This window comes from Mucilaginibacter sp. (assembly GCF_039925265.1).
Taxonomy (GTDB): Bacteria; Bacteroidota; Bacteroidia; order Sphingobacteriales; family Sphingobacteriaceae; genus Mucilaginibacter.
In genome coordinates this window covers 172,274-187,198 of sequence record NZ_JBDSZG010000018.1, presented here as the reverse complement: position 1 = coordinate 187,198, position 14,925 = coordinate 172,274, and the positions used below count along the sequence as shown (strand labels likewise).

General features: G+C 45.4%; 12 protein-coding genes and 1 tRNA gene. 9 read left to right on the top strand and 4 right to left on the bottom strand.

The window, feature by feature from the left end; translation table 11 throughout:
* Positions 1-358 precede the first annotated feature (358 nt).
* Positions 359-1,225, bottom strand: a complete 867-nt coding sequence (locus ABIX36_RS09970) for a hypothetical protein (protein WP_348082019.1) — start codon at positions 1,223-1,225, stop codon at positions 359-361.
* Positions 1,226-1,470: 245 nt separating this feature from the next.
* Between ABIX36_RS09970 and ABIX36_RS09965 the strand changes: the two genes are divergently transcribed.
* Positions 1,471-2,406: a carboxypeptidase-like regulatory domain-containing protein gene (locus ABIX36_RS09965; protein ID WP_348082018.1), complete on the top strand. Its 936-nt coding sequence runs from the start codon at positions 1,471-1,473 to the stop codon at positions 2,404-2,406.
* Positions 2,407-2,479: 73 nt separating this feature from the next.
* Here the strand turns inward: ABIX36_RS09965 and ABIX36_RS09960 are convergent, their stop codons facing one another.
* On the bottom strand, positions 2,480-2,887 hold the full coding sequence (locus tag ABIX36_RS09960) for a DoxX family protein (protein ID WP_348082017.1): 408 nt from the start codon (positions 2,885-2,887) through the stop codon (positions 2,480-2,482).
* Between the two features lie 21 nt (positions 2,888-2,908).
* Positions 2,909-3,880, bottom strand: coding sequence for an LD-carboxypeptidase (locus tag ABIX36_RS09955; protein ID WP_348082016.1), 972 nt, complete (start codon positions 3,878-3,880; stop codon positions 2,909-2,911).
* 62 nt (positions 3,881-3,942) lie between these two features.
* Between ABIX36_RS09955 and metG the strand changes: the two genes are divergently transcribed.
* From metG to ABIX36_RS09940, 3 genes are all read left to right on the top strand, one after another.
* On the top strand, positions 3,943-6,009 hold the full coding sequence (gene metG, locus ABIX36_RS09950) for a methionine--tRNA ligase (RefSeq protein WP_348082015.1): 2,067 nt from the start codon (positions 3,943-3,945) through the stop codon (positions 6,007-6,009).
* A 78-nt stretch (positions 6,010-6,087) separates the two neighbouring features.
* Positions 6,088-6,159 (top strand) — tRNA-Arg (locus tag ABIX36_RS09945).
* A 137-nt stretch (positions 6,160-6,296) separates the two neighbouring features.
* Positions 6,297-6,695 (top strand): hypothetical protein, encoded by a 399-nt coding sequence (locus ABIX36_RS09940; protein WP_348082014.1) that lies wholly within the window; start codon positions 6,297-6,299, stop codon positions 6,693-6,695.
* Here ABIX36_RS09940 and ABIX36_RS09935 read toward each other — a convergent pair.
* On the bottom strand, positions 6,670-7,275 hold the full coding sequence (locus ABIX36_RS09935) for a trimeric intracellular cation channel family protein (RefSeq protein ID WP_348082013.1): 606 nt from the start codon (positions 7,273-7,275) through the stop codon (positions 6,670-6,672). The genes ABIX36_RS09940 and ABIX36_RS09935 overlap by 26 nt on opposite strands.
* Before the next feature lie 231 nt (positions 7,276-7,506).
* Here ABIX36_RS09935 and rhaT point away from each other — a divergent pair, with 231 nt between their 5' ends.
* The 5 genes from rhaT to ABIX36_RS09910 all read left to right on the top strand — a co-directional run bounded on the left by rhaT (position 7,507) and on the right by ABIX36_RS09910 (position 14,719).
* On the top strand, positions 7,507-8,595 hold the full coding sequence (rhaT, locus tag ABIX36_RS09930) for an L-rhamnose/proton symporter RhaT (protein WP_348082012.1): 1,089 nt from the start codon (positions 7,507-7,509) through the stop codon (positions 8,593-8,595).
* 148 nt (positions 8,596-8,743) lie between these two features.
* A complete protein-coding gene (locus tag ABIX36_RS09925) occupies positions 8,744-10,864 on the top strand; it encodes a bifunctional aldolase/short-chain dehydrogenase (protein WP_348082011.1) in 2,121 nt (706 codons plus the stop codon).
* A 61-nt stretch (positions 10,865-10,925) separates the two neighbouring features.
* A complete protein-coding gene (locus ABIX36_RS09920) occupies positions 10,926-12,200 on the top strand; it encodes a TIM barrel protein (RefSeq protein WP_348082010.1) in 1,275 nt (424 codons plus the stop codon).
* 1 nt (position 12,201) lies between these two features.
* On the top strand, positions 12,202-13,587 hold the full coding sequence (locus tag ABIX36_RS09915) for an FGGY family carbohydrate kinase (RefSeq protein WP_348082009.1): 1,386 nt from the start codon (positions 12,202-12,204) through the stop codon (positions 13,585-13,587).
* Positions 13,588-13,684: 97 nt separating this feature from the next.
* The gene (locus ABIX36_RS09910) at positions 13,685-14,719 is read left to right on the top strand and encodes a GntR family transcriptional regulator (RefSeq protein WP_348082008.1); all 1,035 of its coding nucleotides are present in this window, start codon (positions 13,685-13,687) and stop codon (positions 14,717-14,719) included.
* Positions 14,720-14,925 lie beyond the last annotated feature (206 nt).

The following is a 14,925-nucleotide window of genomic DNA, read 5'->3' as shown; positions in this document are numbered from 1 at the left end:
TTACTTAATATTTAGAGGCTGTCCCACAAGGACAGCCTCTTTTTTTTGGGGGGATGCGAAGGAGGATAGTTAGAAGGATGAAAGCTCCGTATTAGAGGTTCAACCGTTTGCTAACATACAGATGGGCGTGAATTAGAAGGATATAATTGATAATACGGACTTGATCGCGGCCTTGTTAAAACTCAGGACCATCTTATACTTAAACTGCTGGCAAGGTGGGCATTTGCAATTAATGGTTGTTGATTGCCGAAGTAAGTGATATGGTTGTATACCAGGCATATATATTGCATCTTAAAATAATCGGCGCAAAAAAAACCGCATAAATTAATTTGCGGTTTTTTATATGGCTTTAAAATAACTAATCCAGCGACCCGTGGTCGTTAAATTTAATTTCCCTGCCATCTGCGGTTATAATGGTACCCCAATATTGAAATTGACCTCCGGTGTGGGTGTAACTACCCGTTGCTATAACCCGGCCGCCATTGGCAAAATCATCAATGGCCACTGCGGCTTCTGTTATCTTCCCGTTTGCGCCAATTAATTGGTAGCTCTTGTGGGGGTCTACACCATCTGCAATAATGGCTGCACGTGGTAAAGGTAGTATTGCAGGGGCTGCGGCGGGCGGCAATACATAGTCAAATTTCGCCACAGCAAGATGCGAACCTGTTGTAACGCGAATTAGTTTACCCACGTAGGTTTTTGTACTGCTTGCATTGGTGTAATGGTCTTTCACATAAGAAGCCAGTATAGGGGGGGCACCTTGCAGGCCTCCTGCAAAGTAATCGTCAGATGCCTGTAAATAGGCTTTCACATCTGTATGGAATTGAGCAAAATCTGTACTCCCCATATACATTTGTGTTACTGCAAATACGCTGCCATCTGGGCCCGTATTGCTGTAATTCACGGTCGAGTTGCCATCGTAGGTTGTTAAAGACATGGTCGATACAGGTACGCCGTTGACCAGTGTCGGGTATTTTTGTGTATTGTAAATCACCGGGCCGCGTACTTCTATCCCACAGTCGTTCCAATATCCGCGGTAGGTGTCAAAGTCTTGCCCGGGCGCGCGTGGAATTAATGTGAGGTCCACATAATCAGGCATTACTGTGTTTACGGTTTTGTGCGTTCCTGTTGCAGGTGTTACTTTCGGTGTAGATACTTTCGCGTCTTTTTTACAAGCCGCCAGGCCTAAAAGAATTGATAAGGAAAGTGTTAGATGTTTTTTCATAAAGTGCTTAAAAATTAAAATGTTTATTTATAGTAAATGTAACTAATGTATAAAGCAGTTTTGCCGGGTGTTTTAACGGTATTTGCATTTTTGTATTAACTGAAAGTAAATTTTTGCCATTCGGATTAAAAGTGAACCAAAACGTTATTATTAGCCGTAATATTAAACCATCTTAAAAATTTGAAGTCTAACTTTATAATTGTATCATCGTCTAACTTAAACTTTTAACAAAAACACTACCTCCTATGAAAAAACTCGCTTTATTTTTTGCCTTGCTGCTCATCGTAAAGGTTTCTTCGGCCCAAACTATTGCCGTGCAAGGCACTGTTGTTGATGCTTCCGGCAAACCAGTTCCCCTGGCATTTGTGCGTGATGCCTTACACGCCTATGCAACTTATACCGATGCCGACGGCAGCTACACCCTAAAGGCCGACCCGGCATCTAAGCTGATAGCAACAGCCAAGGGCTTTGGCACAGGCAGTGCGCCGGTTAAAGAGGGTGGTGTAAATATTACTTTAGCAGCCGGTGACGGCGCTGCTACCTCTACGGCGGCAGGCAGTTTATTTAGCGTGCATAGCGACGCAAGCGTTACTACCGTTTTAGGCAGCTTTGCAAGTACTACCGAAGTACAGGGAAGCCGCTACCTGTCAGAGAGCTGGATGCATGGTTACGCCATAGGTGCAGATGGTTCGGTAGTGCAGGATCCCGCCTTGTTATTTAACTACGACATGATGGGCGGTGATGTGATATACACTGCAGACCAAAAGGCCATTAATACAGTAGATAGGGCCAGTGTTAAAACCATATCGCTGTTTGACGATAAAGGCGTTGGTTCTACTTTGGCTTATGTGCCTGCGGTTGATAATACACACTACGTTAAGGTATTGGCCAATGGCCCCAAATACAAAATGTATAAGCAAATTATCATACGCTATATGAAGGCCACTTACCAAACCAACGGTATGACCTCTACCGGCAATAAATATGACGAATACGCGCCAACGTATTTGTACTTTTTTGCCAAAGGCAACGATGCGCCGATGAAATTCAACCCTAAAAAGAAAACATTGAAGGAACTTTTTGCAGCAGATGCGGATAAGTTAGATAAGTATATGTCCTCTGCAAAAGGCGACATCGACGATGCTTATCTCACCGCATTGGGCGATGCAATGAACCAATAGGTTTTAAACGCAAGAAACAAGAAAAATGTAACACATAAACAATAAGGGCCTTGCATAAGCAAAGGCCCTTTATTTATTTCTTATCTACGCTGTAGCGCCCCGGGCCTATAAAGAACAGGCCCGCAAAAACCACCGCATCTTCTATAGCGTGGGCAGCACCGTCTAAACCATCGCCTTTACCAAGATGGGTAGCCACAGCTACTATCAGATTAATTAATAACAGCAAACACGCCGGGCGAAACGCCAGCCCTAATATGATGAGTAAACCGCCCACTGTTTCAGTAATTGCGGCCAGCAGGCCCCATATCATAGGTAAAAAGGTGATGCCTACATATTTTGTAGAGCTGCCGAGCCCGGTCCACATTTCTTTACCACCCATGAGTTTTGGATAGCCATGATAGATGAACATGGCACCCAACCCAATGCGGATAATGAGCAAGCCAAAATCTTTATACTTGTTTAAACTGCTTAAGTAAGCCATGTTTTTTAGTTTTTGATTTGATTAATAACTTAACGATGCGCCATCTTGTTTTACCGATAATTTTGCGGCTTTGCCAAGTATCAGGCTGCAATTATTGGATACATGCCCCGCCGGGAAGTCGAAACAAACGGGGTAATGGTATTCATTTACAACTTCTTGTATAATTTGCTGTATGTTTTGCCCGAAGGCGATGTCATTATCTTTCATATCTGTAAAGCCGCCCACTATTAAACCTGCAAGGTTTTTTAGCTTGCCGGCGCGCTTAAGGCAGCGCAGCATACGGTCTGCCGAGTACAGGTATTCGCCCACATCTTCTATAAAAAGTATTTTGCTGCTGTAATCCACATCGCTCACCGAGCCATTTGTAGCTACCAAAAGTGACAAGTTGCCGCCTATTAATATGCCGTTTGAATCGCCTGTTCTGTTAAGCAGGTTTGGGGCGATTTCATAGGCTAATTCCTCACCAAAAAGGGCCAGGCGCAAAGTCTCCAGCGAATAAGCAGAGGCATCGGGTATATTCAAAGGCATTTGCCCGTGGATACAGGCTAAACCATAGTTGCTAATGATATGAGAGTGCAGCAGCGTAATATCGCTGAAACCCACGATCCATTTGGGATTGGCAGCCAGTCGGCTAAAATCAACCTTATCTATCATCCGGATAGTGCCATATCCGCCACGGGCTGCAATAATAGCTTTGATATTGTCATCATCAATAAAGCGCTGCATATCCCGGGCGCGCAGGTCGTCATCGCCGGCAAATTGGTTGTAGGACGCAGTTACGGTTTCGCCGAGAACAACCTCGAGTCCCCAGCTCTCCAGTAAATTAATAGCATCCGTCATGGGGATGGGAAGCTTTTTGGCCGGGCAGGTGATGGCGACCTTGTCGCCTTTTTGCAGATAAGGGGGTATTGTGGGGGCCGAAAGTCCGAAAGTCTGCATAAGTCCGAATTCAATTAACAATTTAATGATGATGATAGCCTTATCTTCAGTCATTCGGACTTTCCGTCTTCCCGACTAAAAACTTATCTTTGCAAATTAATAAACATACCTGCTTAATGTCGCAACTTAATAAATATAAAAGATATACCATTACTTCTGCCCTTCCCTACGCAAACGGGCCGCTGCATATAGGCCACCTGGCCGGCGCATACCTGCCTGCCGATATTTTTGTGCGCTACCTGCGGCTGATGAAAAAGGACGTGGTATACATTTGCGGGTCTGACGAGCATGGTGCGGCCATCACCATAAAAGCAAAAAAAGAGGGCACCACGCCGCAAGCAATTATTGATAAATACCACAACCAGATAAAGGACAGTTTTGCGGAGTTTGGCATCTCTTTCGATATTTATCACCGCACCTCATCTGCTATACATCACGATCTTTCGCAGGAGTTTTTCCTGAATTTATATGAGAAAGGCGAGTTCATCGAGAAGTTTTCGGAGCAATATTATGATGAGGAGTTCGACCAGTTTTTGGCCGATCGTTACATTACCGGTACCTGCCCTGTTTGCAGTTACGATAAGGCCTATGGCGACCAGTGCGAAAACTGCGGCACATCGTTAAATCCTACCGATCTTATCAACCCGGTATCAACCCTGAGCAATAAAAAGCCCGTGCTTAAGCCAACCAAACATTGGTTTTTGCCGCTTGATAAATACCAGCCCTGGTTGGAGAAATGGATAGACGAGAAGGAAGGCGAGTGGAAAGTAAACGTATTTGGGCAGTGCCGCTCGTGGTTAAAATCGGGCCTGCAGCCGCGCTCGATGACCCGCGACCTGGATTGGGGTATTGATGTACCACTACAAGAAGCAAAAGGCAAGAAATTATACGTGTGGATGGATGCGCCGATAGGTTACATCTCCGCAACCAAACAATGGGCGATAGATAACGGTAAGGATTGGCAACAATACTGGAAAAAACAAGCCAATACCGAAGACGACGCCTGCCTGATGCATTTCATCGGCAAGGATAACATCGTGTTCCATTGCATCATATTCCCGGCGATACTAAAGGCGCACGGCGATTATATTTTACCGCAGAATGTGCCTGCCAATGAGTTTTTAAATTTGGAGGGCGATAAGTTGTCTACCTCGCGTAATCACGCCGTTTGGCTGCACGAATATTTGGAAGAGTTCCCCGGGAAACAGGACGAATTGCGCTACGTGCTTACTTCCATATTACCCGAAACCAGCGACAGCGAATTTACCTGGAAAGATTACCAGGCACGCGTGAACAACGAATTAGTTGCCATTTTGGGCAATTATGTGAACCGTATACTGGTGTTGATGCACAAATATTACGACGGTAAGGTAGAGACCGACGACACCGCAGTAAAACTGACTGACGCTAAAATTGATGCTGAGCTGGGTGGTTATTACGACGAACTGGGCAAAAACCTGGAGAGTTACCGTTTCCGCGCAGCGATGCAGAATGTAATGGATATGGCCCGTATGGGTAACCGTTACCTTACCGAGCAGGAGCCATGGAAAACCATAAAAACCGACCCTCAAGCTGCTAAAACCGCGCTGCATAATAACCTTGTATTGGTTGGGCATATTGCAACCTGCCTGCAGCCATTTTTACCGGGCACCGCTGCTAAAATATTCGGGATGCTGAATGTTGACGCGATTAGTTTTGACCAGGAAATGGAGTTTGCTCACGGCCACCAACTAAATCCGGCTGCATTGTTATTTGCGAAAGTGGAAGATGAAGCGATGGAGATCCAAATTCAAAAGCTTGCTGATAAAAAACAAGCGTCTGTTATTAAAGTGGAAGCCCCAGTAATACCGGCAAAAGCCAATATCAGTTTTGATACCTTCGCGCAGATGGATATCCGTACCGGCACTATTTTAACCGCCGAAAAAGTCGCCAAAACCAAGAAGCTGTTAAAACTGACCATAGACACAGGCATCGATCAGCGTACGGTGGTATCAGGTATTGCCGAACACTACGAGCCGGAGGCGATCATAGGCAAGCAGGTAAGCATACTGGTTAACCTGGAGCCACGCGAAATAAAAGGAATTTTATCGCAAGGGATGATACTGATGGCCGAGAACGCCGAAGGCAAACTAAGCTTTGTAACACCTGCCGATGAAATGCCCAACGGTTCGGTAGTACGGTAGCCACCGCTAAAATGCAGAAGTGCAAATGTGTTTGACTAACTCATTCAAAATTTGCACCTTTGCATTTCCTAAAACACAGGTCCTGTAGTTCAACGGATAGAATAGGAGTTTCCTAAACTCTAGATATGAGTTCGATTCTCGTCAGGACCACAAAGAAAAGTCAAAAGCCTTTAGATTTCAATCTAAAGGCTTTTGACTTTTTTAATTAACTTAGTTACGGAATAAAGCAAAGATTGAGAATAGATTATCAATCGAGTAAACCAAACAAAGTTAATTTAGCCAATTACATGAGTAGCACGACCAATTACAAGATTGAAACAAATTCAGCGCTTGAAAATTTAGTTAATCTTGATTTGGAAAATCATAAATTGAAAGATATCGCTGTGCTTTTTTTAAAAGCAATGAACGATTGGCCTACACCAAACCAATATATAATTGCTGACTTTGTCACAGAATTTAAAGGGTATTTCGGCTCACCATTATCAATCAAAAAAATTGACAGTAAGGGATTTGACGGACAAAACGCTTGGCAATTGGAAGCCGGAGGTTCGATAACTGAAGCCATCGATATATCGTCGAAGTTCTGCAACGAAAATGATTTTGATAATATCTTGAAAAATATTCTTGATTTCTATGAGCAGGAATTTAAGCGGCTTGCCGTCACACCGAAGGTAACCGCCAGTTAAACTTCGCGGCCAATAAGCGCAACGTACAAACTATTACAATGGCGGCTGTTTGCGCCACCGGGGGGCTCACCGCGTATAATAATAAGAAGTAAGTTGTTCCGCCAACGATGCAGGCGGAGGCGTAAAACTCTTTATGGAATAAAATAGGGATCTCGCGAAGCAGGAGATCGCGGATAACACCGCCGAAACAACCCGTGATGGTGCCTAATGCTACGCAGATAGCGGGATGGATGCCTGCGTCCAGCCCCTTTTGAATGCCGGTAATGGTAAATAAACCCAAGCCAAGCGAGTCGAATAAAAGCAATGTCTTTGGCAGGTTGTGAAAGATGTTCTTAAATAAAATGGCGATCAAGGCCGTCGCTAAAATAACCGAGGGTGTGATGATATCCCGCATCCAGGTTACCGGTAGGTTTCCGATTAGCACGTCGCGAATGGTACCGCCGCCTATTGCCGTAACAAAAGCGATCACCACCACCCCAAATATATCCAGCTTTTTCTCCATTGCAGAGAAAGCACCCGAAACCGCGAAGGCGATAGTCCCCAGCAACTCAATTATAAAAACGTAGGAAAGGTGCATCATCAGTACAAACTTAACTATTTTGAATTATTAGGTTATTGGCGGGAGTAGTTTTTGGACACCCCGCTGTAAGGGCTACCCTGCTTGCCCGGATAGGCGAACTGTACAATCTACTGTGGCAAGCCGCGCATAGCTAACCCGATAATAAATTTCCCTCCCCAATACAGTACATAACAGTTATCAGGTTTCGGTTAGTTAGCTTAGCATTGTTATTTACCAATTAACCTGATTTTCATGCAAGCAATATTTGGGATTATTTTCCATTTTATCGGTGGTTTTGCCTCGGGCAGTTTTTATATACCTTATAAAAAAGTAAAGGGATGGGCCTGGGAAAGTTTCTGGATAGTGGGCGGCGTCTTCTCCTGGCTTATCGTTCCGCCTGTAGCGGCATGGCTAACGGTTCCGCATTTTGTGGAGATCATTCAGGCTACCAATGGCGGCATTTTGGGCTTAACTTATTTCTTTGGTTTATTATGGGGCATCGGCGGCTTAACCTATGGTTTGGGCGTTCGTTACTTAGGCGTGTCGTTGGGCAGCACCATTATATTAGGCCTGTGCTCGGTATTCGGGGCCCTGGTGCCCGCCGTTTTTTACCAATTCTCGCCAACCACCGGTAAAGACAGCATCGGTACGCTTGCTACAACCCATTGGGGGCAAATGGTTTTATTGGGCATATTGATATGCGTTATTGGTATAATTATCTGCGGCCGGGCCGGTACTTTAAAAGAGCGCGACCTGGCCAAGGAGGGCGCTGCAGTTAACGAAAATAAAGAATACCACTTTGGCCTGGGTATAACCGTTTCCATTATATCGGGCGTATTAAGTGCCTGTTTTGCTTTTGGGATTGATGCCGGCGCAGATATGGCTAATGCGGCAAACGCGGCATGGAGAACGGCCAACCACATTACCGATAATGCTAATTTTCTTTACAAAAACAACGTTACCTACATAGTGATCCTTTGGGGCGGCTTAACCACCAACTTTATATGGTGTATGATATTAAATGCCCGTAATAAAACATTTGGCAACTACACCGATAGTAAAACGCCGCTGTTAAAAAACTATATCTTTTCGGCCCTGGCAGGCACTACCTGGTTTCTACAATTCTTTTTTTATGGCATGGGCGAAAGCAAGCTGGGCAATGGCGCAAGCTCCTGGATATTGCACATGGCCTTTATTATATTGGTAGCAAACGGCTGGGGCCTGGTGTTAAAAGAATGGAAGGGTGTAAGCAAAATAGCGCTAACAACGGTGATTGCGGGGATCGTTACCATCATCATTTCTGTACTGATCGTTGGTTATGGTAATTCTATTAAGGGTTGATCTTGAGCAATCTATGATTTAAACACACCTTGCGCAAGACAGTGCATGACAGTTTGAAAATATTGGTTAGCTAAATTCGAAGTGTTAACCCGATAATGCCCAAAAACTATGGGCGACTTTAGTAATAATAATATAATAATTGAAGGATATGTCTGTCAATACAACACAATTTAAACACGTAAGCTACTTATGGGACGATGCTAAAGCCGCTGAACTGGCCGGCGACGAAGTAGCCCTGTTAATATACCGCTCTAACCTGCTCGGTGCCGATCTGCGCCTTACCAACTACGGCGGCGGCAATACCTCTTGCAAGGTAACAGATAAAGACCCCCTGACCGGAAAAGAAGTAGAGGTGATGTGGATAAAGGGATCGGGTGGCGATATTGGCACCCTGAAAAAAAGCGGATTGGCTGCCTTATATGTTGACAGGCTGCGCAGCCTAACCAATGTTTACCGCGGCATTGAATTTGAAGATGAAATGGTGGCATTATTTAACCACAGCATTTTTGACCTCGACTCTAAAGCACCATCGATAGACACGCCTTTACACGGCTTTTTACCATTCAAACATATCGACCACCTGCACCCCGATGCCGCTATCGCCATCGCGGCAGCAAAAGACGGGGAGAAGATAACGCAGGAATTATTCGCAGGCACCATAGGCTGGGTAGGCTGGCAGCGCCCGGGTTTCGACCTTGGTTTGCAGCTGAAAGAATGCCTGGATAATAACCCGGGTATCCGCGGCATTATGTTGGGTTCGCACGGCCTGTTCACCTGGGGAGATACGGCTTACGAAAGCTATATCAACACCCTCGAAGTAATAGAAAAATGTGCCGAATATCTGGAGCAAAGCTATGCCAAAAACGGCAGCGTATTTGGCGGCCAAAAAATAGAGAGCCTTCCGGAGGCCGACCGTAAAAAACAAGCGGTTGCCCTGGCACCAATACTGCGCGGCTTCTGCTCCTCCAAAACGCAGATGATAGGCCATTATACCGACGATGAAAGGGTATTGGAATATACTAATTCTAACGACCTGGCCCGTTTGGCACCTATGGGTACCAGCTGCCCCGATCACTTTTTGCGCACCAAGATCAGTCCGCTGGTTTTAATACTTCCTCCGGGCGAAGATCTAAGCGATGTTGCCGCTATAAAAGAAAGACTTACCCCTGCGTTTGAGGAATACCGCAAAATGTACGAGGATTATTACAATACCTGTAAACATCCCAACAGTCCTGGCATCCGTGACGCCAACCCGGTGGTGATCTTGTATCCTGGTGTAGGTATGTTCACCTTTGCTAAGGATAAACAAACAGCAAGGGTTGCTGCGGAGTTTTACATCAACGCCATCAATGTAATGAAGGGTGCTGAAGCCATTTCCGAATACACTTCCCTGCCGCGCCAGGAAGCCTTTGATATTGAATATTGGTTACTGGAGGAAGCAAAATTACAACGTATGCCTAAGCCGAAGGCCTTATCCGGGCGTGTTGCTTTGGTGACAGGCAGTGCCGGCGGCATTGGTAAGGCCATCGCCAAAAAGTTTGCAGAAGAGGGTGCGGTAGTTATTTTAAACGACATGAATGCCGAACGTTTAGCCGGCGCTTACGATGAGTTTGTAAAACAGTTTGGTAAAGACGCCTGCACAACCGCAACGTTAGATGTTACCAACGAGAGCCAGATCCAGGATGCGATGGCGGCTGCCATTCTTGCCTTTGGAGGGGTTGACCTGATTGTTAACAATGCTGGTCTTTCCATATCAAAAACCATAGGCGATCATACCGAAAAGGATTGGGACCTCCTATACAATGTGTTGGTGAAAGGGCAGTTCTTTGTAACCCAGGCTGCTGTTGCTGTAATGAAAAAGCAGGCTATTGGTGGCGATATCATCAATATTGTAAGCAAGAATGCCTTGGTAAGCGGGCCTAACAACGCAGGCTATGGCAGCGCGAAAGCTGCACAACTCCATTTAAGCAGGTTGAATGCCGCCGAGCTGGGTGTCGATCATATCCGCGTAAATGTAATTAACCCGGATGCGGTAATAAGCGATAGCAACATATGGGCCGGCGGATGGGCCGAAGGCCGTGCAAAAGCTTACGGTGTTACCGTTGCCGAGTTACCTGCTTATTACGCTAAGCGCACCTTGCTTAACGAGGTGATCCTTCCTGTTGATATTGCCAACGCCTGCTTTGCCTTAACCGGCGGCCTGCTCAGCAAATCAACAGGTAACGTGATCAACGTAGATGGGGGCGTTGCTGCAGGATTTGTAAGATAATTCGCAATAAATTAATTGAAAAACAGCCGGCTAACCACCGGTTAAACCAAATTATAACCAAATGCAAATTGAGAAACATAAGGTTGATGAGCTTAACCATCAGCTAAGCGCTAAACATACACGTCAGTTTGAGCACATCGCGGCCGACGTTGATAACGCTGAAGGCGTGCTGACCAAACTTGGCGCTTTCAACGTTGCCATACCCAGCTGGGCTTTGGGTACCGGCGGCACCCGCTTCGGTCGTTTTTCGGGTGGTGGCGAGCCGCGCAGCCTGGAGGAGAAGATAGCCGATGTAGGCGTGATACATGCCTTAAACAAGTCCAGCAATTCTATTTCCCTGCACATCCCCTGGGATATCCCGGAGAACGCAGCAATGATGAACACGTTAGCGGCGCAACACGGCTTGCATTTTGATGCCGTAAACTCAAACACCTTTCAGGATCAGAAAGATCAAAAGCTGAGCTACAAGTTTGGTTCGCTACACCATACTGATAAAGCAGTGCGCAAGCAGGCCATTGAGCACAATATCGAGGTGATCAAATACGGTGTGCAGCTAAATTCAAATGCACTCTCTGTATGGCTTTCGGATGGCTCTAATTTCCCGGGGCAGCTCAACTTCCGCAAGGCGTTTCAAAATACTTTGGAAAGCCTGCAGGAAATTTACGAGGCTTTGCCGGATGATTGGAAGGTTTGGGTAGAATACAAACCCTACGAGCCAAATTTTTACTCCACTACCATTGGCGACTGGGGCCAGTCTTACCTGCTGGCATCTAAACTTGGTCCAAAGGCATCAACCCTGGTTGATCTTGGCCACCACCTGCAGGGCACCAATATCGAGCAGATCGTATCCATATTGCTGATGGAGAATAAGCTTGCCGGTTTCCACTTCAACGATTCAAAATACGGCGATGACGACCTAACCGTTGGCAGTATTAACCCATACCAATTGTTCCTGATATTTAACGAACTGGTAGAAGGAATGGACGCAAGGGGCATGAACCATGCAACCGATCTGGGCTGGATGATAGATGCCTCGCATAATGTTAAAGACCCGGTAGAGGATCTGCTGCAATCGGTACAGGCTATCAAAATTGCTTATGCACAAGCGCTTATTGTAGATAAAACGGCGTTAATTGCGGCGCAAAACAACAACGATATAACTTTGGCGCAGGAGATACTACAGCAAGCCTATCGCACAGATGTAAGGCCGCTTGTTGCGGAAGCCAGCCTGCGAAACGGTGGTTCGTTAGACCCGGTTAGTGCGTATAGGAGGTTAAGCGTACGCGAACAATTAATAAGCGAACGTGGTTTAAAAACGGTAGCTACGGGATTGTAATATGATGAACGCCATACCTGTCATAGCCATATTTGATGTAGGTAAGACCAATAAAAAGCTGTTCCTGTTTGATCGGGACTACCGTATTGTTTTTGAAAAAACTGCGCGGTTTATAGAGACGGTTGATGAGGATGGCTTTGCTTGCGAAAACCTGCAGAGCCTGCGCTTGTCGGTTTTCGATTCGCTGAGTGAAATTTTCAGGTTGAAGGAATTTCAGGTAAAGGCGGTGAATTTTTCCGCGTATGGCGCAAGTTTTGTTTATTTAGATGAATCCGGCCAGGCGGTAGCGCCATTGTATAATTACCTTAAACCCTACCCGGAAGACCTCGGTAATCAGTTTTATTCAACTTATGGCGGAGAGCTTAAGTTTAGTACCGAAACCGCCTCCCCTATTTTGGGTAACCTAAATTCGGGTTTGCAGCTTTACCGCGTAAAGTACGAAAAGCCGGAATTGTATCAGCACATAAAATACGCCCTGCATTTGCCGCAATATTTAAGCTTTTTGCTTTCGGGCCAATACTATTCCGATCTCACCAGCATAGGCTGCCATACCGCGCTGTGGGATTTTGCGAACGACCGCTACCACGAATGGGTACAGCGCGAAGGGCTGGCTTTAAAGCTCGCCCCTATAGCTGCTGCGGATAAGGCTTTACCAGCCTTGTTCCCGGGTAATAACTATAAAGTAGGCGTAGGTCTGCACGATAGTTCGGCGGCGCTGATACCCTACCTGGTGAATTTTAGCGAACCCTTTATTCTGATTTCAACAGGCACCTGGTGCATCAGTTTAAACCCCTTTAACCAATCGCCCCTAACGGCAGATGAACTGGATAAGGATTGCCTTTTTTACATCCAGTACAAAGGGAAGCATGTAAAGGCCTCGCGTTTGTTTTCCGGATTCGAACACGAGCAGCAGGTGAAAAGGATAGCCGCCCATTTTAACCAGGATGCCATCAAATTCAGGAACCTCCCTTTCGACCCTGAGGTGATGGCTAAGCTTAAAAAGCAAAATACACCAGCACAAAAAACAGGCTTTGCCAAGGAATCGGTATTTGCATCAAGGGATTTGTCGACATTTAATAACGATGTGGAAGCTTATCACCAATTGATCTTCGACCTGGTAAGATTACAGGTAGAATCTACCAAACTCGTGTTAAACAACACGCCCGTAAAAAGGATCTTTGTAGACGGCGGCTTTAGCAAAAACAGTATTTACATGCATTTGCTCGCTTCTTCTTTTCAAAACATGGAAACCTTTGCCGCTTCGATGGCCCAGGCTTCTGCAGTTGGTGCCGCGTTAAGCATCCATAAAGAATGGAACACTAAGCCAATCCCCAATGATATCGTCGAATTAAAATATTACTCGGCAGGCGAAGCTATTACGCTATGATCATAAACTGTTTTGAATGATACAAGATGTTGTTGGTGGATGAACGAAATATCCGTAAATATGTGCTTTACAAGAAATATGATCTAATTACTATTTCATGAAGCAGCGCACCCTTTATGATTTTATCAGGATTGACGAATATTCCGCAACGCCCAAATATTTACAATTAGCCAATTCCATCATCAACGCGCTGGAAGCGGGCGTTATTAAAAAGGATTACCTTCTACCGTCTATTAACGAGCTGAGTTACCAGTTCGACATCTCGCGGGATACCATTCATAAAAGCTACCGGCATCTTAAAAAGATCGGGGTGGTTACCTCTTTTCCGGGCAAAGGGTATTGTATCTCCAACCTCGATTTTCGACAGAAACTGAAAATATTTTTGTTGTTCAACAAGCTGAGCGCGCATAAAAAGATCATATACGATTCACTGGTTGCTGCCCTGGGAGATGATGTGGCCATCGATTTTTATATTTACAACAACGATTTCAATCTTTTTAAAAAACTGTTGCAATCCAAACAGGGGGAGGATTACTCTCATTATGTAATTATCCCCCACTTTATAGAAGGTGGTGAAAACGCCAACGAGGTGATCAACGCCATACCCAAGGATAAACTGATATTGCTGGATAAGAACATCCCCGGCATAACCGGCGAATACAGCGTGGTGTATGAGAATTTTGAGAAGGATATTTACAACGCGCTTTACCAGGCGCGTACCCAGTTAAGTAAGTATCACACCATCAAATTGGTGTTCCCGGAGCAAACGTATTTCCCGGTGGAGATCATCAGCGGCTTTAAACGCTTTTGCCAGCAGTACGCGTTTAACCACGAAGTGATCAATAATATCAGCGATGCCTCGATAAATAAAGGCGAGGTGTTCATCAGCCTGATGGAAGACGACCTGGTGGTTTTGCTGGAGCGAATTTTAGAGTACAAGTTTAAAGCAGGCAAAGATGTAGGCGTCATATCGTACAACGAAACGCCTTTAAAAAAGGTGCTGCTTAATGGCATCACCACCATATCAACCGATTTTAAGTACATGGGTGCCGTGGCGGCAAGCATGATATTAGAAAGCACCAAAAGAAAAACGGAAGTGCCCTTTTACTATACCAGGAGAGCTTCGCTATAGTTTAGGCAGATGGGTGTACAGCAATTACCCCCTGATACCGCCACTAACAGTACCGATTTTGGGCAATATTTCAATTACTTTTAGGCTTGTTCGCGTTCGACATGGAGCGCGAACAGCCCGAACACGCCCGAACATGCGTAATTAAGTAAATCATTACTGAATAAACCGGTGAAAATTCTAAAACGATTTCCCTGCACGTTAATAAA

What these genes read in the sequence shown, in the direction of transcription:
- ABIX36_RS09910 (WP_348082008.1), top strand. Translation starts at nt 13,685, where the DNA reads ATGAAGCAGCGCACCCTTTATGATTTTATCAGGATTGACGAATATTCC.
- ABIX36_RS09955 (WP_348082016.1), bottom strand. Translation starts at nt 3,880, where the DNA reads ATGACTGAAGATAAGGCTATCATCATCATTAAATTGTTAATTGAATTC.
- ABIX36_RS09970 (WP_348082019.1), bottom strand. Translation starts at nt 1,225, where the DNA reads ATGAAAAAACATCTAACACTTTCCTTATCAATTCTTTTAGGCCTGGCG.
- ABIX36_RS09935 (WP_348082013.1), bottom strand. Translation starts at nt 7,275, where the DNA reads ATGATGCACCTTTCCTACGTTTTTATAATTGAGTTGCTGGGGACTATC.
- metG (WP_348082015.1), top strand. Translation starts at nt 3,943, where the DNA reads ATGTCGCAACTTAATAAATATAAAAGATATACCATTACTTCTGCCCTT.
- ABIX36_RS09960 (WP_348082017.1), bottom strand. Translation starts at nt 2,887, where the DNA reads ATGGCTTACTTAAGCAGTTTAAACAAGTATAAAGATTTTGGCTTGCTC.
- ABIX36_RS09925 (WP_348082011.1), top strand. Translation starts at nt 8,744, where the DNA reads ATGTCTGTCAATACAACACAATTTAAACACGTAAGCTACTTATGGGAC.
- rhaT (WP_348082012.1), top strand. Translation starts at nt 7,507, where the DNA reads ATGCAAGCAATATTTGGGATTATTTTCCATTTTATCGGTGGTTTTGCC.
- ABIX36_RS09965 (WP_348082018.1), top strand. Translation starts at nt 1,471, where the DNA reads ATGAAAAAACTCGCTTTATTTTTTGCCTTGCTGCTCATCGTAAAGGTT.
- ABIX36_RS09940 (WP_348082014.1), top strand. Translation starts at nt 6,297, where the DNA reads ATGAGTAGCACGACCAATTACAAGATTGAAACAAATTCAGCGCTTGAA.
- ABIX36_RS09920 (WP_348082010.1), top strand. Translation starts at nt 10,926, where the DNA reads ATGCAAATTGAGAAACATAAGGTTGATGAGCTTAACCATCAGCTAAGC.
- ABIX36_RS09915 (WP_348082009.1), top strand. Translation starts at nt 12,202, where the DNA reads ATGATGAACGCCATACCTGTCATAGCCATATTTGATGTAGGTAAGACC.